The organism is Streptomyces nogalater (genome assembly GCF_039532885.1).
Taxonomy (GTDB): Bacteria; Actinomycetota; Actinomycetes; order Streptomycetales; family Streptomycetaceae; genus Streptomyces; species Streptomyces nogalater.
Genome location: NZ_BAAASM010000074.1, coordinates 48,122 through 66,658, shown reverse-complemented (window position 1 = coordinate 66,658; position 18,537 = coordinate 48,122). Strand labels below are relative to the sequence as shown.

19 protein-coding genes and 1 pseudogene are annotated in these 18,537 nt (G+C 73.7%); 6 read left to right on the top strand and 14 right to left on the bottom strand.

All coding sequences use genetic code 11. From position 1 onward, the window contains the following. Window positions 1-5 precede the first annotated feature (5 nt). The 7 genes and pseudogenes from gatC to ABD350_RS35955 form a co-directional block, all read right to left on the bottom strand. Window positions 6-302, bottom strand: a complete 297-nt coding sequence (gatC, locus tag ABD350_RS35985) for an Asp-tRNA(Asn)/Glu-tRNA(Gln) amidotransferase subunit GatC (protein ID WP_004925108.1) — start codon at window positions 300-302, stop codon at window positions 6-8. 93 nt (window positions 303-395) lie between these two features. Then, window positions 396-724: pseudogene (locus ABD350_RS35980) on the bottom strand (hypothetical protein); the annotation flags it as partial. Between the two features lie 332 nt (window positions 725-1,056). Then, entirely contained in the window at window positions 1,057-3,315 is a 2,259-nt protein-coding gene (locus ABD350_RS35975; RefSeq protein ID WP_344353344.1) for a putative bifunctional diguanylate cyclase/phosphodiesterase, read from the bottom strand. A 259-nt stretch (window positions 3,316-3,574) separates the two neighbouring features. Then, window positions 3,575-5,770, bottom strand: a complete 2,196-nt coding sequence (ligA, locus tag ABD350_RS35970; protein WP_344353342.1) for an NAD-dependent DNA ligase LigA — start codon at window positions 5,768-5,770, stop codon at window positions 3,575-3,577. 14 nt (window positions 5,771-5,784) lie between these two features. After that, window positions 5,785-6,789: a methionine synthase gene (locus tag ABD350_RS35965; RefSeq protein WP_344353340.1), complete on the bottom strand. Its 1,005-nt coding sequence runs from the start codon at window positions 6,787-6,789 to the stop codon at window positions 5,785-5,787. Window positions 6,790-6,841: 52 nt separating this feature from the next. After that, a complete protein-coding gene (locus ABD350_RS35960; protein WP_344353338.1) occupies window positions 6,842-7,540 on the bottom strand; it encodes an SDR family oxidoreductase in 699 nt (232 codons plus the stop codon). 7 nt (window positions 7,541-7,547) lie between these two features. Beyond that, a complete protein-coding gene (locus ABD350_RS35955; protein WP_344353337.1) occupies window positions 7,548-8,087 on the bottom strand; it encodes an LOG family protein in 540 nt (179 codons plus the stop codon). Window positions 8,088-8,152: 65 nt separating this feature from the next. Between ABD350_RS35955 and ABD350_RS35950 the strand changes: the two genes are divergently transcribed. Together ABD350_RS35950 and ABD350_RS35945 are read left to right on the top strand one after the other, a co-directional pair. After that, entirely contained in the window at window positions 8,153-8,476 is a 324-nt protein-coding gene (locus tag ABD350_RS35950) for a DUF427 domain-containing protein (protein ID WP_344353336.1), read from the top strand. 63 nt (window positions 8,477-8,539) lie between these two features. Further along, window positions 8,540-9,322, top strand: coding sequence for an alpha/beta fold hydrolase (locus tag ABD350_RS35945; RefSeq protein ID WP_344353334.1), 783 nt, complete (start codon window positions 8,540-8,542; stop codon window positions 9,320-9,322). Window positions 9,323-9,358: 36 nt separating this feature from the next. Here ABD350_RS35945 and mnmA read toward each other — a convergent pair whose 3' ends face one another. After that, the gene (gene mnmA, locus ABD350_RS35940; RefSeq protein WP_344353332.1) at window positions 9,359-10,486 is read right to left on the bottom strand and encodes a tRNA 2-thiouridine(34) synthase MnmA; all 1,128 of its coding nucleotides are present in this window, start codon (window positions 10,484-10,486) and stop codon (window positions 9,359-9,361) included. 82 nt (window positions 10,487-10,568) lie between these two features. Between mnmA and ABD350_RS35935 the strand changes: the two genes are divergently transcribed. Next, window positions 10,569-11,303, top strand: a complete 735-nt coding sequence (locus ABD350_RS35935) for an N-acetylmuramoyl-L-alanine amidase (RefSeq protein WP_344353331.1) — start codon at window positions 10,569-10,571, stop codon at window positions 11,301-11,303. Here ABD350_RS35935 and ABD350_RS35930 read toward each other — a convergent pair. The 3 genes from ABD350_RS35930 to ABD350_RS35920 form a co-directional block, all read right to left on the bottom strand. Further along, window positions 11,296-12,465 (bottom strand): cysteine desulfurase family protein, encoded by a 1,170-nt coding sequence (locus ABD350_RS35930; RefSeq protein WP_344353329.1) that lies wholly within the window; start codon window positions 12,463-12,465, stop codon window positions 11,296-11,298. The two genes, ABD350_RS35935 and ABD350_RS35930, sit on opposite strands and share 8 nt — an antisense overlap. A gap of 135 nt (window positions 12,466-12,600) precedes the next feature. After that, window positions 12,601-12,882, bottom strand: a complete 282-nt coding sequence (locus ABD350_RS35925; RefSeq protein WP_344353328.1) for a DUF4190 domain-containing protein — start codon at window positions 12,880-12,882, stop codon at window positions 12,601-12,603. A gap of 56 nt (window positions 12,883-12,938) precedes the next feature. Continuing rightward, window positions 12,939-13,103, bottom strand: coding sequence for a hypothetical protein (locus ABD350_RS35920; protein WP_344353326.1), 165 nt, complete (start codon window positions 13,101-13,103; stop codon window positions 12,939-12,941). Window positions 13,104-13,248: 145 nt separating this feature from the next. Here ABD350_RS35920 and ABD350_RS35915 point away from each other — a divergent pair, with 145 nt between their 5' ends. After that, complete coding sequence (locus ABD350_RS35915; protein ID WP_344353324.1) at window positions 13,249-13,875, top strand: TetR family transcriptional regulator; 627 nt, start codon at window positions 13,249-13,251, stop codon at window positions 13,873-13,875. Window positions 13,876-13,972: 97 nt separating this feature from the next. On the opposite strand, the gene ABD350_RS35910 is transcribed toward ABD350_RS35915, so the two are convergent. Further along, window positions 13,973-14,953, bottom strand: coding sequence for a helix-turn-helix transcriptional regulator (locus tag ABD350_RS35910; protein WP_344353322.1), 981 nt, complete (start codon window positions 14,951-14,953; stop codon window positions 13,973-13,975). A gap of 163 nt (window positions 14,954-15,116) precedes the next feature. Between ABD350_RS35910 and ABD350_RS35905 the strand changes: the two genes are divergently transcribed. Then, window positions 15,117-15,698, top strand: coding sequence for a TIGR03086 family metal-binding protein (locus ABD350_RS35905; RefSeq protein WP_344353319.1), 582 nt, complete (start codon window positions 15,117-15,119; stop codon window positions 15,696-15,698). Here ABD350_RS35905 and ABD350_RS35900 read toward each other — a convergent pair. After that, window positions 15,685-16,545, bottom strand: a complete 861-nt coding sequence (locus tag ABD350_RS35900) for a thioesterase family protein (protein WP_344353317.1) — start codon at window positions 16,543-16,545, stop codon at window positions 15,685-15,687. The genes ABD350_RS35905 and ABD350_RS35900 overlap by 14 nt on opposite strands. Before the next feature lie 152 nt (window positions 16,546-16,697). On the opposite strand from ABD350_RS35900, the gene ABD350_RS35895 reads away from it, so the two are divergent. Then, window positions 16,698-17,948, top strand: coding sequence for an alpha/beta hydrolase (locus ABD350_RS35895; protein WP_344353315.1), 1,251 nt, complete (start codon window positions 16,698-16,700; stop codon window positions 17,946-17,948). On the opposite strand, the gene ABD350_RS35890 is transcribed toward ABD350_RS35895, so the two are convergent. Beyond that, window positions 17,857-18,516: a trimeric intracellular cation channel family protein gene (locus ABD350_RS35890; RefSeq protein ID WP_344353314.1), complete on the bottom strand. Its 660-nt coding sequence runs from the start codon at window positions 18,514-18,516 to the stop codon at window positions 17,857-17,859. The genes ABD350_RS35895 and ABD350_RS35890 overlap by 92 nt on opposite strands. Window positions 18,517-18,537: the final 21 nt, after the last annotated feature.

Genomic DNA, 18,537 nt, shown 5'->3' with positions numbered 1-18,537 from the left:
GGTGGTCACTCCTCCCCCAGGATCTGCGGCACCTTGAAACGCTGCTGCTCCTGGGCCGGGGCGCCGGAGAGCGCCTGCTCGGGGGTGAGCGAGGGACGGACCTCGTCCGGCCGCATGACGTTCGTCAGCGGGAGCGGGTGCGAGGTCGGCGGTACGTCTTGGTCGGCGACCTCGCTGACGCGGGCGACCGCGCCGATGATGTCGTCAAGCTGGCCTGCGAAGTGATCGAGTTCTTCGGGCTTCAGCTCCAGACGCGCCAGCCGGGCGAGGTGGGCGACCTCCTCGCGCGTGATGCCAGGCATGCAGCGATCCTCTGGGGTGAGTGTGTGTGGTTTGGGGCCAATCCTAGGGGGCGGGGCCCCATGCCCGTGAAACGGTTTCCCCCGGGCCCCTCCTCAGCGGCGCCGGCCGTCCCAGGCCGCGCTCTTCAGGAAGTGGTTGTCGTACAGCTCCTGGACCTCCAGCAGGCTCTCCGCTGGGGCCTCGCCCAGGCGGACGCGCTGGAGGTGGCGGAAGTACTCGAAGCGCTCGACGCCCGGGGCGATGACGACGAGCAGGTCGGCGGTGGTGCCGGGTGCGGCGGCGATGGGGGTGCCCCCTGCTCGAGCGGAGCCGAGAGCTTGGGGGAATGCGGGCGGTCCGGCGGGACGATGACCAGGTCACCGCGTCCGGCGGTCACCACGTCGTCGCCGGACAGCACCTCGGCCTCGCCGTCGAGCAGGTAGACATCGTCCCTGACCAGTACGGTGTCGTCGAACCTGGGCACGAACAGTGACATGGCGCTTCTCCCTCGGTGCGGCGCCCCGGGTGGGCACCTCGTGGCGCGGCGCTCGGGCCGAGAAGAGCGGACCGGCGCTGATCAGCACAACGATCACGGCGGCGAAGCGCATCCCGGACGCGACGGCTTCCGTGCCGCCGTCGCGCGGGAGGATCAGCGTGTCGCCGAGCGGTACGAGCGCCACGCGGAGCGTGGAACGGCCTCGGCGCGGGCTGTGGCGAAGAAGGGCGGGGCGGCGGCTCGCGGAGCGGGTGCTACTCGGCCGCGGGCAGCGGGGGCTACTCGGCCGCGGGCAGCACGGCGGGGGCCGCGGGGGTCCGCTGCCAGCCACGGGAACCCCGGGCCAGCAGCCAGGCCGTGGTCTCGTCGGGCGGCATCGCCGCGGCGACCAGCCAGCCCTGTACCGCGTCGCAGCCCAGGTCCCGCAGCCGCTCCCAGGTCTCGTCGTCCTCCACGCCCTCGGCGACGACCAGCAGGCCCAGCGAATGGGCCAGGTCCACCGTGCAGCGGACGATCTCGGCGTCCTCGGTGTCGACGGCGAGCCGGGCCACGAAGGAGCGGTCGATCTTCAGCTCGCTGACCGGCAGCCGGCGCAGGTGCACCAGGGAGGAGTACCCGGTGCCGAAGTCGTCCAGGGACATCTTCACGCCGTGCCCGGTGAGCCCGGCGAGGGTGTCGGCGGCCCGCTGCGGGTCCTCCAGCAGCACGTGTTCCGTGATCTCCAGCTGGAGCGCCCCGGCCGGGACCCCGTGCCGGGCCAGCCGCGCGGCGACGGAGCCGGCGAAGCCGGGCGTGTGGACGTCGCGCGGGGAGACGTTGACGGCGACCGGGACCCGCAGGCCCTGTGCCCGCCATCGGGCGACCTGGCCGAGCGCGGTCTCCAGGACGTATTCGGTGAGGTGGGGCATCAGCCCGGAGGACTCGGCTATCGCTATGAACTCGTCCGGCGGCACCTTGCCGCGCTCGGGGTGCACCCAGCGGACCAGGGCCTCCAGGCCGGCCACCTGTCCGTCGAAGCGGACCTTGGGCTGGTAGTGCAGCTGGACCTCGTGCGCGTCGAGGGCCCGGCGCAGATCGCCGAGGAGGCCGAGGCGGTCGGGGGTGTTGGAGTCGCGCTTGGACTCGTAGACCTCGACGCCGGTGCGGTCCCGCTTCGCCTGGTACATGGCGACGTCGGCGCGGCGCAGCATCCCCTCGGCGTCGAGGGCGTGATCGGGGAAGACGGCCACACCGGCGCTGGCCTCCAGGACCAGGGTGAGGCCGTCCAGGTCGAGCGGGGAGCTGAGGGCGGTGACGAGAGAGCGGGCAACGCGCGTCGCCGACGTGGTGGAGTCGGCGACGGGGAGTAACACGGCGAACTCGTCCCCGCCGAGCCGGGCGGCCTCGGCGCCACGCGGCAGGGCGAGCCGCAGCCGGTCGGCGATCTGGAGCAGCAGCCGGTCCCCGGCCAGATGACCGAGCGTGTCGTTCACCGAGCGGAACCGGTCGAGGTCGATCAGCATGAGCGCGGCGCGTGCCCCGATGCGGTCGGCGTCGTCCAGCGCGGTCCAGATCCGCTCCAGCAGCCACTGCCGGTTGGGCAGCCCGGTCAGCGGGTCGCGCAGCTGCTCCTCGGCGCGGGCGCGGGCCATCCACAGCGTGGAGTCCAGGGCGATGAGCGGGATGGCGAAGAGCGGGAGCAGGATCGGCTCGGCGTCGGCGACGACGCACAGCAGCGGCGCGATGCCGAGCAGCGCGACGGCGACCAGCCCCTGTCTGACCAGGGCGGTGCGGGCGATGGTGGGCAGCCCGCCGTCGCGCGGCGCGTTCAGGTACCACAGCAGGCCGCGGCTGACGGTGAGGTAGGCGACCGCGACCAGGGCGACCTCGGGGGCGGTGGCGATGCTCCAGTTGTCGGGCCGCCAGGGGGCCTCGACGCTCGGGACCCGGCCGAACGCGCCGAGCAGCAGGGCGCCGACGCCGATGCCGAGGATGTCCACCGCGCCGTGCAGCACCCCTTGGCGCCAGCGGTGCCGGCGGGCGATGCCGACCAGGACGACGACGGTGAGGCTGACCAGTCCGGCGGGCACCCAGCCGTACAGCAGCAGGACGGCGAGGGTGAGGGCGGCGCCCGATCCGGTGCCGCCCCACCAGCGGGCGCGGCCCAGCATCACGAGGTGGCCGACGATGACGCCGGTGAGCAGGGCCAGCGCCCAGCCGACCGTGCCTTGCGGGAAGAGGGCGTGGTGGCCGACGCAGGCGCGGTAGAACCCGGTGCCCAGGGTGAGTCCCGCGGCGGCGACGACGGCCGCGGGCAACGCCGGCCAGGACGGGTGGGTGTCGGCGCCGGCCAGGCCGGGGGCGGCTTCGACGGCCGGCGGCAGCGGGGCGGCGGGCTCGGTGGCCGCGCACGGGCCGGCGGGGCGCGGGGTGACGGGGCGCGGCCGCACTCCCGTACGGCCTCCGGCCCGCTCGGTCCACCGGTTCCGGCGCCAGCCGCCCGCACGGCGGCGCGGGCGCAGCCGTGAGTCCGGGGCGACGCTCTCGGTCGGTTCCATTCCCGTCCCTCTCACAGCCGGCGGTGCCCACGCCACGCGGCCCGATGACCGACAACCATCAGCGGCTCCGCGTCGAAGAAACCCTCCCCGGGCCTGTCGAGGGCACGGAGATGCCCCGGCCGCCACTGGGCACGGCGGGCGCACACCTCAACAGTAGGCCGCGGAAGGCTTCCACGGGCAGCGGTCTCCGACGGTTGCCCGAATGTGCCCGGGCCACCCGTATGCAACTGATATGCGCCGATCGGGTGGCCTTCAACCGCTACTCCTCGGTCGAAAGCGCGACTTCCGCCGCCGCTTCGGGGCCCTGCTCCAACAGGACGCCGAAACCGTCCTCATTCAGGACGGGGACCTTCAACTGCATGGCCTTGTCGTATTTCGATCCGGGGTTGTCACCCACAACGACGAATGAGGTCTTCTTCGAAACGGAACCGGTCACCTTGGCGCCCCGGCCCTGCAGTGCCTCCTTGGCGCCGTCCCGGGTGTGGTGCTCCAGCGTGCCGGTGACGACGACCGTGAGCCCCTCCAGCGGGCGCGGCCCCTCGTCCTCGCCGGACGCCTCGTCCTCCAGCGGCACCCCGGCCGCCTTCCACTTGCGGACGATCTCGCGGTGCCAGTCCTCGGCGAACCACTCCTTGAGCGCGGCGGCGATGATCGGGCCGACGCCGTCGGTGGCCGCCAGCTCCTCCTCGGTCGCCTGCTCGATGCGGTCGACGGAGCGGAACTCGCGGGCGAGGGCCTGCGCGGCGACCGGGCCCACGTGCCGGATGGACAGCCCGTTCAGGAAGCGGGCCAGCGGACGGGACTTGGCCGCCTCGATGTTCGCCAGCAGGGCGAGGGTGTTCTTCTTCGGCTCGCCCTTCTGGTTGGCGAAGACGGTGACGACCTTCTCCTCACCGGTCTTGGGGTCACGCTTGGGCAGTCCGCTGTCCGGGTCCAGCACATGGGCCTTGATGGGCAGCAGCTTCTCCACCGTCAGGTCGAACAGGTCGCCCTCGTCCACCAGCGGCGGGTCGGCCGGCTCCAGCGGCCGGGTCAGCGCGGCGGCGGCCACCGCGCCGAAGTGCTCGATGTCCAGGCACTCGCGGCCCGCCAGATACGACACCCGCTCGCGCAACTGGGCCGGGCAGGTCCGGGCGTTCGGGCAGCGCAGGTCGACGTCGCCCTCCTTCATCGGCCGCAGCGGCGTACCGCACTCCGGGCACTCGGCCGGCATCACGAACTCCCGCTCGCCGCCGTCCCGCAGGTCCACCACCGGGCCGAGGATCTCCGGGATGACGTCACCGGCCTTGCGCAGCACCACGGTGTCCCCGATGAGGACGCCCTTGGCCTTGACGACCTCCTGGTTGTGCAGGGTGGCGAACTCCACCTCGCTGCCCGCGACCGTGACCGGCTCCACCTGGGCGTACGGCGTGACCCGGCCGGTGCGGCCGACGCCCACCTTGATGTCGACCAGCTTGGTGTTGACCTCCTCCGGCGCGTACTTGTAGGCGATCGCCCAGCGGGGCGCCCGCGCGGTGGAGCCGAGCCGCCCCTGGAGGCGGATCTCGTCCAGCTTGACCACGACACCGTCGATCTCGTGCTCGACGGAGTGCCGGTTCTCGCCGTAGTGCGCGATGAACTCGCGCACCCCGTCCAGGCCGTCGACCACCCGGTTGTGCGGGGAGGTGGGCAGGCCCCAGGTCTTCAGCAGGTCGTACGCCTGGGAGAGCCGGGTCGGGCCGGTGAAGCCCTCCAGGGCGCCGATGCCGTGGACCACCATGTGCAGCGGGCGGGTCGCGGTGACTCTCGGGTCCTTCTGGCGCAGCGAACCGGCGGCGGCGTTGCGGGGGTTGGCGAACGGCTTGTCGCCGGCCGCGACCAGGCGTTCGTTCAGTTCGAGGAACTTCTCCATCGGGAAGTAGACCTCCCCGCGGATCTCCACCAGGTCGGGCACCTCCTCGCCGCCGAGGCGGTCGGGGATCTCCGCGATGGTGCGGACGTTCGGCGTGATGTCCTCGCCGGTGCGGCCGTCGCCACGGGTGGCCGCGCGGGTCAGCCGGCCCTTCTCGTAGGTGAGGTTGACCGCGAGGCCGTCCACCTTCAGCTCGCACAGGAAGTGGTACGTCTGGTCGCCCAGTTCCCGCGCGATGCGGTCGGCCCAGGCGGCCAGCTCCTCGTCGTTGAACGTGTTGTCCAGCGACAGCATCCGCTGGCGGTGCTCGACGGCGGTGAACTCCGTCTCGTAGGACCCCGCGACCTTCTGGGTGGGCGAGTCCGGGGTGCGCAGCTCCGGATACCGCTCCTCCAGCTCCTCCAGGGACTTCAGGAGCCGGTCGAACTCCGCGTCGCTGACGACGGGAGCGTCCTTCACGTAGTACCGGAAGCGGTGCTCCTCGATCTGCTCCGCCAGCCGCGCGTGGGTCTCGCGGGCCTCGGCGGGCACCGCTGTCGTCTCCGCTTGCTTGTCGCCGGCCACCGTGTTGTCCTCCGTTACTCAGGGTTGTCCGCGAGGGATCTCGCCGCCTGGACGCAGTGGGCGAGCGCCCGGCGCGCGTAGGCGGGGGAAGCGCCCGCCAGACCGCACGCCGGAGTCACCGTGACCGCCTCCGCGAGCAACCCCGGATGCAGCCCCAGCCTGCGCCACAGCGTCCTGACACCCATGACGCTACCGGCAGGGTCTGACAACGGGCCGTCCGTGCCCGGTACGACACCGGCGAACAGCCGGGTCCCCGCCTCGACGGCCTCGCCGATCAGGTCGTCGTCACGCTCGGTGAGCAGCGCGGCGTCGAAGGAGACGGCTGCCGCACCGGCCCGCCGCAGCAGCGCGAACGGGACGTCCGGGGCGCAGGAGTGCACGATCACGGGCCCGCCGTGCGCCGCGACGACGTTCCGCAGCGTGGCCTCCACGACCTGCCGGTCCACGGCGCGGTGGGTGCGGTAGCCGCTGGCGGTGCGGACCTGTCCGCGCAGTACGGCGGTCAGGGAGGGCTCGTCGAGCTGGAGGACGAGGCGGGCGCCCGGGACGCGCCGCCGCACCTCGGCCAGGTGCAGCCGCAGCCCCTCGGCGAGCGAGGCGGCCAGGTCCCGGCAGGCGCCGGGGTCCGACAGGGCGGCCTCGCCGTTGCGCAGCTCCAGCGCGGCGGCCAGCGTCCACGGCCCGACCGCCTGCACCTTCAGATCGCCCGCGTAGCCCTGGGTGAACTCCTCCAGGGCGTCCAGGTCCTCCACCAGCCAGGACCGCGCCCGCCGGGTGTCCCGGCCGGGCCGGTCCCCGATCCGCCAGCCGCTGGGCTCCACGCGCGCGTACAGCTCGACCAGCATCCCGGCGGTCCGGCCGATCATGTCGGCGCCGGGCCCGCGCGCGGGCAGCTCCGCGAGGAACGGGAAGTCCTCGAAGCTGCCGGTGGCGGTCTTGGCGGCCTCCCGCGCGTCGGTGCCGGGCAGGGAGCCGACGCCGGTGGCTCCCGGGAACCTGAACTGGCTGTTTTCGCTCACCAGGGAAGCCTACGGAACCCGGCGCGCCGAGTGGTACGGGCCCGGGGCCGGGTCAGCGCCCCGGGCGGACCGACAGGTCGTGGACCTCCGCGTCCCGGGGCAGGTCCAGGGCCATCAGGATGGTCGTGGCGACCGACTCGGGGTCGATCCACTTCTCCGGGTCGTACTCCTTGCCCTCCTGCTGGTGCACCTTGGCCTGCATGGGGCTGGCGGTGCGGCCGGGGTAGACCGAGGTGACGCGGACGCCGCTCGCGTGCTCCTCCTGGCGCAGGGCGTCGGCGAGGGCCTTGAGGCCGTGCTTGGAGGCGGCGTAGCCGGACCAGCCGGCACCGGCGCTCAGGCCGGCGCCGGAGTTGACGAAGATCACATGACCGCGGGCCGCCCGCAGCTGCGGCAGGAAGTGCCGGGTCAGCTCGGCCGGGGCGATCAGGTTGACGTTCATCTGGTGGTGCCAGGACTTCGGGGTGAGGTCGCCGACCTGGCCCAGCTCGACGACCCCGGCGATGTGCAGCAGGGAGTCCACCCGGTCCGGGAGCGACTGGTGGGAGAACGCCCAGGACAGCCTGTCCGGGTCGGCGAGGTCGCCGACCAGGGTGCGGGCGCCGGGGAAGCCGGCCGCGAGCTCCTTGGCGCGGCCCGCGTCGCGCGCGTGCAGCACGAGGTCGTCCCCGCGCGCGTGCAGCCGGCGGGCCACGGCCGCGCCGATGCCGGAACCGGCCCCGGTGATCACATGAGTAGCCATGGGCCCCATGCTCGCATCAGTGCCCGGCGAGCTGCTCCTCCAGGTAGGCCAGGGCCCCGGCGGGCTCGTCGGCGAAGAAGACCAGCTCGGCCAGCGGGCGGGGCAGGAAGCCCTCGGCCTCCATGCGGCGGAACTGCTCGCGCAGGCCGTCGTAGAAGCCGGCCGTGTTCAGCAGCACGACCGGCTTGTGGGTGCGGCCGTGCTTCTTCAGCTCCAGGATCTCGGTGGCCTCGTCCAGGGTGCCGGTGCCGCCCACCATGATCACCACGGCGTCGGCCTTCTCCAGCAGCAGCTTCTTGCGCTCGGCGAGGTCGCCCGCGATGATCATCTCGTCGGCGCCGGGCCGCGCCTTGTTCGCCAGGAACTCCACGGAGACGCCCAGCAGCCTGCCGCCCGCCTCCTGCACACCGTCGGCGACCACCTTCATCAGACCGCTGTCGGAGCCGCCCCAGACCAGGGTGTGACCGGCCTTGCCGATCAGTTCCGCGAACTCGCGCGCGGGGCGCGTGTAGCGCTCGTCGAGGTCGGCGGCGGACAGGAAGACGCAGATGTTCATGGCCTATACCGTACGGTGCCCGCGCCGCGCGGGAAGAAGCGCGGGCCGCCCGGCGCTGTTCCGGTATGGCCGATGGACACACGATCACGATCCACAAGAGCGAGCGGCACGTGCGCGCGGTGCACGGTGACCAGGTGCTCGCGGAGACCGACCGTCCGCTGGAGGTGCGCGAGACGGGCTGTCCGGTGCGGTACTACATCCCCGCCGAGGACGTACGCCTCGATCTGCTGACCCCCTCCGACACGCACACCGTCTGCCCCTACAAGGGCACGGCGTCCTACTGGTCGCTGCCGGACGCGGCCGACCTCGTCTGGGCGTACCCCGAGCCCAGGGCCGACGTGGCCGAGCTCAAGGACCACTACTGCTTCTACGACACCGAGGTCTCATGACCACCCCCGGTATCGCCGTGTCGTGACCGGTGAGCGGGCGGCCGTGCGGCAGTCTGCACGGGCATGGACAAGAAGACGACTTCCCGCGACGGCACCTCGCTCGCGTACCACGTGACCGGCCGGGGGCCCACGGTGATCCTGGTGAGCGGCGCGATGTCCACCGGCGGCACCGTGCTGCCCCTGGCCGAGCGTCTCGCGAAGCGCTGTACGGCCGTCGTCTACGACCGCCGGGGCCGCGGCGAGAGCGGCGACACGGCGCCGTACGCGGTCGACCGCGAGGTGGAGGACCTGGCCGCGCTGATCGACGCCGTGGGCGGCGACGCGGCACTGTTCGGCGTCTCCTCGGGCGGCGCGCTGGTCCTGCGCGCGGCGGCGGACGGGGTGCCGGCGACCCGGGCGGCGGTGTACGAGGTGCCGTACGCCGACCATCTGGCGGACGGCGCCGCGCGCGAGGCGGCCTACAAGGAGCGGCTGGCCGAGGCGCTGGCCGAGGGTCGGCGCGGCGACGCGGTGGAGCTGTTCCTGCGCCAGACCGGCCTCGGCGAGGAGGTGATCCGGCGCGCCCGCCAGTCCCCGATGTGGGCCGGCATGGAGGCCCTCGCGCCCAGCCTCGCCCACGACGACGCGGTCATGGCCGACGGCCTGCTCCCCGGGGACCGGCTCGCCGCGATCGCCGTGCCCGTCCTCGCGATCGCGGGCGGCGCGAGCCCGGAGTGGATGCACCGGGCCGGCCAGGCGGTCGCGGAGGCGGTGCCGCGGGGCACGTACCGCGTCCTGCCCGGCCAGACCCACATGGTGGAGCCGGACGTGCTGGGGCCGGTGCTGGCGGACTTCTTCGCGGGGTAGGGCCGCGGCCTTGGCGAACGGGGTGGCCCGTGCGGGTCAGACCGTCGCCGTCGCGCGCGTGGTGGACGCGATCGTCGCCGACCCCACCACGCGCGTGCCGTCGTAGAGCACGATCGCCTGGCCGGGGGCGACGCCGCGGACCGGCTCGGTGAAGGTCACGCGCAGCTCGCCGGCCACGAGTTCGGCGCTCACCTCGGTCTCGCCGCCGTGCGCGCGCAGCTGGGCGGTGTAGGTGCCGGGGCCGGTGGGGGCGGTGCCGCACCAGCGGGGCCTGATCGCGGTGAGGGCGGTGACGTCCAGGGCCTCGGCCGGGCCGACGGTGACCGTGTTGGTGACCGGGGAGATGTCCAGGACGTAGCGCGGCTTGCCGTCCGGGGCCGGGGTGCCGATCCTGAGGCCCTTGCGCTGGCCGATGGTGAAGCCGTAGGCGCCCTCGTGGGTGCCCAGCTTGCTGCCGGACTCGTCCACGATGTCGCCCTCGGCCTTGCCGAGGCGGCGGGCCAGGAAGCCCTGGGTGTCGCCGTCGGCGATGAAGCAGATGTCGTGCGAGTCGGGCTTCTTGGCCACGGCCAGGCCCCGGCGCTCGGCCTCCGCGCGGATCTCCTCCTTGGTGGTGACCGTGTCGCCGAGCGGGAACATCGCGTGCGCGAGCTGCCTGTCGTCCAGCACGCCGAGGACGTACGACTGGTCCTTGGCCATGTCGGAGGCGCGGTGCAGCTCGCGGGAGCCGTCCTCCTTCACGATCACCTTGGCGTAGTGGCCGGTGCACACGGCGTCGAAGCCGAGGGCCAGCGCCTTGTCCAGGAGCGCCGCGAACTTGATCTTCTCGTTGCAGCGCAGGCACGGGTTCGGGGTGCGGCCGGCCTCGTACTCGGCGACGAAGTCCTCCACGACGTCCTCGCGGAAGCGGTCGGCGAGGTCCCAGACGTAGAACGGGATGCCGATGACGTCGGCCGCGCGGCGGGCGTCGCGCGAGTCCTCGATGGTGCAACAGCCCCGCGCGCCGGTTCGGAAGGACTGCGGGTTCGCGGAGAGCGCGAGGTGGACGCCGGTGACGTCGTGGCCTGCCTCCGCGGCACGCGCGGCGGCGACGGCGGAGTCCACTCCGCCGGACATGGCGGCGAGGACGCGGAGGGGGCGGGTGCGCTGCGGGGTGTCAGTCATAACCCTTCCAGGGTACGGGGCGCGGGAACCGGGGTTACGGGGACGCGGGAACCTGGCCGACCGGCCGTCCGTTGACGGTCACATGGGGGCGACGACGGGTTCGGCGGCGGGGGCGGGCACCGGGCCGCCGGCGGGTGACGGGGACCGGCGGCCGGGGCGGCGGGCCCTGCTGGTGGGCGGGGTCGCGGCGGCCGTGGGCACGGCGCTGCTGGCCCGCCAGGAGCTGTCCCGGTCGTGGTGGCGGCTGCCCGGGGTGGACAAGCCGCGGGTGACGGGCGCGGTGGACTTCCGGGGGGCGCGCTGGGTGGCGGCCTCGGCGGCGAACTACCGGCGGGCGGACCGGCCGGCCGACTACCCGGTGGACCGGGTGGTCGTCCATGTCACCCAGGGCGGGTACGCGTCGGCGGTGCGGGCCTTCCAGGACCCCGGACACGGGGCGGCGGCGCACTACATCGTGCGGGCCGACGGGCGGATCACCCAGCTGATCCGCGAGCTGGACGTGGCCTTCCACGCGGGCAACCGGCAGTACAACGAACGCAGTGTCGGCATCGAGCACGAGGGCTTCGTGGAGGACCCGGCGTCCTTCACGGACGCCCTGTACGCGGCGTCGGCCCGGCTGACGGCCGCGGTATGCGGGCGGTACGGCATCCCCGTGGACCGCGAGCACATCATCGGGCACCACCAGGTGCCGGGCACCGACCACACGGACCCGGGGCGGTTCTGGGACTGGGAGCGGTACCTGCGCCTGGTCGGCGACGAGCGCCCCAAGCCCCCGCCGGCCGCGCCCCCGGCCCCACAGGGCGATACGGCTAGGTGAGCCCGGCCGCGCGGGCGCGTTCCACCGCTGGACCGATCGCCTTCGCCACGGCCTCGACGTCCGCCTCGGTGGAGGTGTGGCCGAGGGAGAAGCGCAGGGTGCCGCGGGCCAGGTCCGGGTCGGTGCCGGTGGCGAGCAGGACATGGCTGGGCTGGGCGACGCCCGCGGTGCAGGCGGAGCCGGTGGAGCACTCGATGCCCTGGGCGTCCAGCAGGAGCAGCAGGGAGTCGCCCTCGCAGCCGGGGAAGGTGAAGTGCGCGTTGGCGGGGAGCCGGCCCCCGGGCGCCGGGTCGCCGCCGAGGATCGCGTCCGGTACGGCACCGCGCACGGCATCGACCAGCCGGTCCCGCAGGCCGCCGACCTCCCGCGCGAACCGCTCCCGCCGCTCGGCGGCGAGCCGGCCGGCGACGGCGAAGGAGGCGACGGCGGGCACGTCGAGGGTGCCGGAGCGGACATGCCGCTCCTGGCCGCCGCCGTGCAGGACGGGTACGGGGGTGTACTCACGGCCCAGGAGCAGGGCGCCGATGCCGTACGGGCCGCCGATCTTGTGGCCGGAGACGGTCATGGCGGCGAGGCCGGAGGCGGCGAAGTCGACGGGGACCTGTCCGACGGCCTGGACCGCGTCGGCGTGCAGCGGGACACCGAACTCGGCGGCGACGTCGGCGAGTTCACGGACCGGCATGATCGTGCCGATCTCGTTGTTGGCCCACATCACGGTGGCCAGCGCGACGTCGCCGGGGTCGCGGGCGATGGCCTCGCGCAGCGCCTCGGGGTGGACGCGGCCGTAGCCGTCGACGGGGAGGTACTCGATGGTGGCGCCCTCGTGCTCGCCGAGCCAGTGCACGGCGTCGAGGACGGCGTGGTGCTCGACGGGGCTGGCGAGGACGCGGGTGCGGGCGGGGTCGGCGGCGACGCGGGACCAGTACAGGCCCTTGACGGCGAGGTTGTCGGCCTCGGTGCCGCCCGAGGTGAACACGACCTCGCTGGGACGGGCGCCGAGCGCTTCCGCGAGGGTTTCGCGGGCTTCCTCGACCGTACGGCGGGCCTGCCGGCCGGACGCGTGGAGGGAGGAGGCGTTGCCCGTGATGCTCAGCTGGGCGGTGAGCGCCTCTGCCGCCTCCGGCAGCATCGGGGTGGTCGCGGCGTGGTCGAGGTAAGCCATGGTGAGGCCGATTCTACGGCTCCCCCGCGGCCGGCCCGGGCCGCGAGGAGGCCGGCCCGCGCCCGCCCGGCGCCGGCCGGGCGGGGAGGGGGTGGCGGGAGTCCCGGCAGCGGGAGTCCCGGGGAGTCCCGTTCCTCACAGGCTCCAGGACACCGTCCCCGTGGCCTCCATCGCCGCGACCAGGACGACCAGGTCGGCGACGCCCAGGGTGAGGCCCAGCCAGGCGCGGCCCCGGCGGGCCGTGCCGCGCCAGAGGGCGGCCACGGCGAGGACGATGGCGACCGGGCCGAGGAAGAGGTTGAGGACGAGCAGGCCGAGGAGTCCGAGGATGAAGGACGCGACGGCCATGCCGTCGGCGTCCCTCGGGCGCGGACGGGTGTCGGTGCGGCCGGTGCCGGCCGGTGCGGTGAGGTGCATGGTGCTCAGCTCCCGAAACTGCGCGACGTTCGGTGGGACGGCGTACTGCGCGACGGTCAGTGCGACGACGTGCGGCGGCGGCCGTGGCGTTCGCGCAGTGCGAAGACGCCGAGCCAGACGGCGATGACGGCGGCCAGGACGGCGCTGACGGCCGGCGGCACGTGGGCCACGGTGCCGAGAGCCACTCCGAGCAGCATGAGCGCGGCGACGAGGAACAGCATGGGATCGAATCCCCCCTCCGATATGCCTCGTGTTCAGCCGGTGTGAAGTTTGGGTGAACAGTTGTAGTAACAGTTGTTCACTGACTTCGAGTCTAGCGCTTCCCGCGGCTTTCCAATTCCGGAGAACAGTTGTTAACTGGATGACATGAGTCACACCCTCGGCATCCGGCAGGCCCAGAAGCAGAAGACCAGGCAGGCGTTCCTCGACGCGGCGCTCGCCCTGCTGGAGGAGCAGAGCCTGAGCAGCCTGGGTCTGCGCGAGGTGACCCGGGCCGTCGGGGTCGCCCCGACCGCCTTCTACCGGCACTTCCGCTCGACCGCCGACCTCGGGGTGGCCCTGGTCGACGAGGCGCTGGGCAGCCTGCATCCGATGGTGCGGACGACGGTGTCCACGACGGGTGACAGCGCCGAACGCATCGCGCGCGCCGTCGAGCTGATCGCCCGTCATGTGGCCGAGTACCCCGCGCACGTCCGTTTCATCGCCCGCGAACGGCACGGCGGCGTCCAGCCCGTGCGGGAGGCCATCCGGGCCCAGCTGCACCGGTTCGCCGAGGAGGTGAGGGCCGAGCTGGCCAAGGACCGGGAGGCCGAGGGCTGGAGCGAGGACGACCTGCTGATGCTCGCGCACCTCTACGTCGACCAGATGCTCATCACCGCCTCGCTGTTCCTGGAGGCGTTGGAGGCCCCCGAGGACGAGCGGGAGCGGGTGACCCGGCTCGCCACCCGCCAGCTGCGGCTCATCACCCTCGGCCGCTCCCACTGGCTGGACTGAACCACCCCGCGCACCGGCCCTGTTCAGCCCTCGCCCACCGCCGCCTCACGGCACGGCCCGGTCCAGTCGGCCCCGCCGCCTTGCGGCACCTCCCCGTTCAGTCCTCCCCCGCCGCCCCCGCCGCCCCGTACAGCGCCAGCACCGAACGTGCCCCTCCGACCAGTTCCGCACGCGCCTCGGGCGGGTCCACGATCTCCACCCGGTCGGAGAACGCGAGGAGTTGGCGGACCGCCCGGAGCGTCGGGTAGGCCAGCCGCGCGGTGACCCACGCACCCTCGCCGTCGTCCTCGGGGGGTGCCGTCAGCTGGGCGGCCGTGATCCGCCGGAACATGTCGGCCAGTTCGCGCGGGACCCGCACGGTGACCTCCACCCCGGCGTCCCGTTCCTCCACCCGCCGCCGCAACCCCTCCCAGACGTCGGCGAGTTCCACGCCGGGCCGGCGCCGTACGGGCTCGTCCAGCAGCCGGGCCGAACGCACCCGGTCGGCGCGGAACAGCCGGGGCCGGCCGCGCCGGTCGGCGACCAGGTACCAGACGCCGGCCTTGGCCACGAGACCGTACGGATCGACGGTGTACGTGCGTGCCTGGCGCTCCCCGCTGTGCCGGTAGCGCAGCCTCAGCCGCCGGTCGGAGAAGACCGCGTCCTGGAGCACCGCGAGGTCGGCGGCCTGCTCCGGGCCGCTCTTCCAGCGGGTGGCGTCGACCAGCACCCGGCGACTGGTCACCTCGGCGGCGGGGCGGTGCGGCGCCGGCAACGCGGCCATGACCTTGCGCAGGGCCGAGGCGAGGGCCGCGTCCAGGCCGAGCGCGGCGTGGGCGCCCTGCGCGGCGAGCACGAACAGGGCCCGGGACTCGTCGGCGGTCAGCCCCGTGACGTCGGTGCGGAAGCCGGCGAGGAGTCCGATGCCGCCGTGCCGGCCGCGCTCGGCGTAGACCGGGACCCCGGCGGCGGACAGCGCCTCGACGTCCCGGTAGATGGTGCGCACCGACACCTCCAGCCGCTCGGCGAGCTCGGGCGCGGGGACCCGGCCCCGGGTCTGCAGGAGCAGCAGGATCGACAGCAGCCGGTCGGACTTCACCGCGCCAGGGTGCCGCCGGGCGGACGACCGTGGCAAACATGACGGCGGATGTCAGGTTTCCGGTGGAGCGTGGTCCCGAACCGCCCCGGTGCGGCAGGCCCCGCGCCCGGACGCCCGCGCCGCCACCGCGGGCGCGGTCCACCCACCCGAGGAAAGGCCCGTCATGACCACCGACCCCCGTCCGCTGTACGCCCGCGCCACCGCCCAGGCGGCCCGGCTCATCCGGACCGTGCGCCCCGAGCAGCTGACCGCCCCCACCCCCTGTACCGAGTACGACGTGCGCGCGCTGCTCGGCCATATCGTCGGCGGCACCCGCCGGGTAGCCGTCGTCGGCGAGGCCGGTGACGGGCAGGGCGAGCCGATGACCGCCCCCGGCGTGCCCGACGACGGCTGGGCGAAGGCCTACGACGAGGCCCGGGAGCTCGCGCTGAAGGCCTGGGCGAGCGACGAGCGGATGGCGTCGTCGGTGACCGTCCCCTGGGGCGAGATCTCCGGGCGGGCCGCCCTGTCGGCGTACGTCATGGAGATCGTGGCGCACACCTGGGACCTGTCCGAGGCGGTCGGCCGGCCCCTCGCGCTCGACCCGGAGCCGGCCGAGTTCGCGCTGGCCGTAGCGCGGGAGGCGCTGCCCGAGGAGCCCAGGGAGGGCCGCCCCTTCGGCGCGCCGATGCCGGCCCCCGAGGGGGCCGGACCCTACGAGCGGCTGGCGGCCTGGCTGGGGCGTGTGCCGCTCAGCCGAGCCTGACCCGGGCCAGCTGGCGGGACTGCGCGACCAGCCGGTCCGCGCTGTCCCAGACCTCGGCGTCCTCCTCCAGGAAGCCGCCGGCCAGGTTGCGGGTGGTGATCGCGACCCGCAGCGGGCCGGGGGCCGGGCGCTGACGCACATGGACGGTGAGTTCCACGGTCGGCACCCAGCCCGTGAGGCCCAGCTCGAAGGCGGTGGGCGGCAGGGCGTCCACGGCGAGGAGCAGCGAGAGCGGGTCGGCGTCGCGGCCGTCGGCGAGGCCGAACCAGGCGCGCATCTCGCCCTGGCCGGAGGGGGCGCCGAGGGCCCAGCCGGCGGTGGCAGGGTCCAGCTTGATCATCAGCCGGTCGGCGATGGCGTTGCTGCCGTCGATCGGGGCCGGGCCGTCCTCGGGGCCGAGGCACCGCTCCAGCGGGGGGATCGGGGGCGGGGTGGCCGCCGTACGGACGTCGTCGGGGAGGGCGGCGAGGTCGCCGTAGGAGGCGAGGACGCGGATGCGTTCGACCTCGTTGCCCTCGTCGTCGTACTGGAAGAGCGAGGCCTGGCCGGTGGAGAGGGTGCGGCCGGTGCGGACGGTCTCGGTGCGGACGACCGCCGGACCGGGCCGCGAGGCGGTCAGGTAGTGGGCGGTGATGGAGAAGGGGTCCGGGTGCGGGAGGGTGTCCGCGAGCGCCCGGCCGAGCACGGCGAGCAGATAGCCGCCGTTGACGGCGCTGATGATGGTCCAGCCTGCCGAGAGGTCGATGTCGTAGACGCCGGGCTCGCGCCGGGTGACCGTGGTGTCGCGGTCGAACTCGCTGTCGCCGATCGCGGCCGGCGAGGCGGGGACGGTAGCTGCTTCTGCCATGCGCGAAACGCTACAACATGAAAATACTAAGCGGTAGCTTTCCTTGTGCGGACCTCGTGTGATCTCTTCTCCGGATGAGGACCGGGCATTTTCTGGGCACGTGTCCGGACACGTCCCACAACCCACTCCCCCGGAATCCCCTCTATGAGGACATGAGCCTCACCGGGACTCCGTTCCTCTGCACCACCCTCGTGCTGTGCGTGGTCGCCCTCATACTGCCCCTCGTGCTGTGGTCGCGGCTGCGCGGACCCAGACCACTGCGGGCGGCGGCCCGCGTACTGATGCTGCTGTTCGCCCAGGGCACGGCCGTCACGCTTGTCTTCGTGCTGGTCAACAACCAGAACAACCTGTACGACACCTGGGCCGACCTGCTCGGCACCGGCAACCACGTACAGCGGGCCGCCGACCTCGGCCGGGACGGCACCGGAGGCATCTCGGTGCAGCGGCTGCCCAGGGTCCGGCAGACCTTCCGGCCCGTCGGCGGGTCCGGCATGCGCGCGGCCGGCCCCGTGCGCGTCACCCGGCTCAAGGGCCGCGTCTCCGGGGTGAACGCCGAGGTCTACGTCTGGCTGCCGCCGCAGTACGACGACCCGGCCTACCGGCACCACACGTTCCCGGTGGTGGAGCTGCTGCCGGGCTACCCGGGCTCGGCGAAGGCCTGGTTCGGGTCGCTGCGCGCCCCCGAGCAGCTGCTGCCGCTGATGCGCGACGGCCGGGTGGCGCCGTTCGTCCTGGTCGCCCCGCGCACCAATCTGCTGCCCGGCGTGGACACCGGCTGCGCCAACATCCCCGGGCAGGTCAACGCCGACAGCTGGCTCAGCGTCGACGTGCCCAAGATGGTCATGGACAACTTCCGGGTCCAGCCAGCGCCGCGCGGCTGGGCGGTGGCCGGGTACTCGGCGGGCGCGCACTGCGCGGTCAAGCTGGCCGTGGCCCACCCCGACCGGTACCGGGCCGCGGTGGGCATGTCCGGCTACAACGACCCGATCGGCGAGCGCGACTCCCTCGCCGCCCGGACCCCGGCCCTGCGCGCCGCGAACAACCCCTGCCTGCTGCTGCGCAAGGCGGCCACACCGCCGCCGGTCGCGCTGTACCTCTCCGGCCAGTCCGGCGACGGCTACCAGGCGGGCCTGGCGCTGAAATCGGCCGCCGCGGCCCCCACCACCGTGCGCGTGGACTTCCTGCCGCGCAGCGCGGGCGGGCACACCATGGCGCTGTGGCGCCCGCAGGTCACCACCGTCTTCCGCTGGCTGACCCTCCAGCTGGGCCGGAGCCCCGCCGAGGGGCGGGACACCCCCGCGGCCGGAGCCGCTACTCCTCCGTCACCGTCGAGCGCCGGTTCCACGCCCGCGGCGCCCGCCAGTGCAGCCGCATCGCGAGCAGGCGCAGCACGAACGCCGTGAGGGCCGCGAAGCCGCTGGTGAGCGGGGTGAGGATGTCGTAGCGGATGCACAGCACCACCATCGCGGAGCCGACGATCGCCGGGACCGCGTACAGGTCGCGGTCCCAGCGCAGCAGCGAGGGCACCTCGTTGGCCAGCACGTCCCGCAGCACACCGCCGCCCACGGCGGTGGCCAGGCCCAGCGTCGCCGACGCGGTCAGGCCGAGACCGTAGCTGTACGCCTTCATCGTGCCGCTGACGCAGAACAGGCCGAGGCCGGCCGCGTCGAAGACCAGCACCGCCGCCTGGATGCGCTCCACGTGCGGGTGCAGGAAGAAGACGACGAGCGCGGCGAGCAGCGGGGTCACGAAGTACCCGAGGTCCGTGAAGGCCGCCGGGGGTACGGCCCCGATGACCAGGTCACGGAACAGCCCGCCGCCCAGCGCGGTGACCTCGGCGAGCACGGCGATGCCGAACACGTCGAAGTTCTTCCGCACGGCCAGCAGGGCGCCGGAGATCGCGAACACGAAGATCCCGATCAGATCCAGCGTGTGCTGGACGGAGGGGCTGAAGAGTTGCTGGAGCTGCACCCTGACATTCTCTCCTGCCAG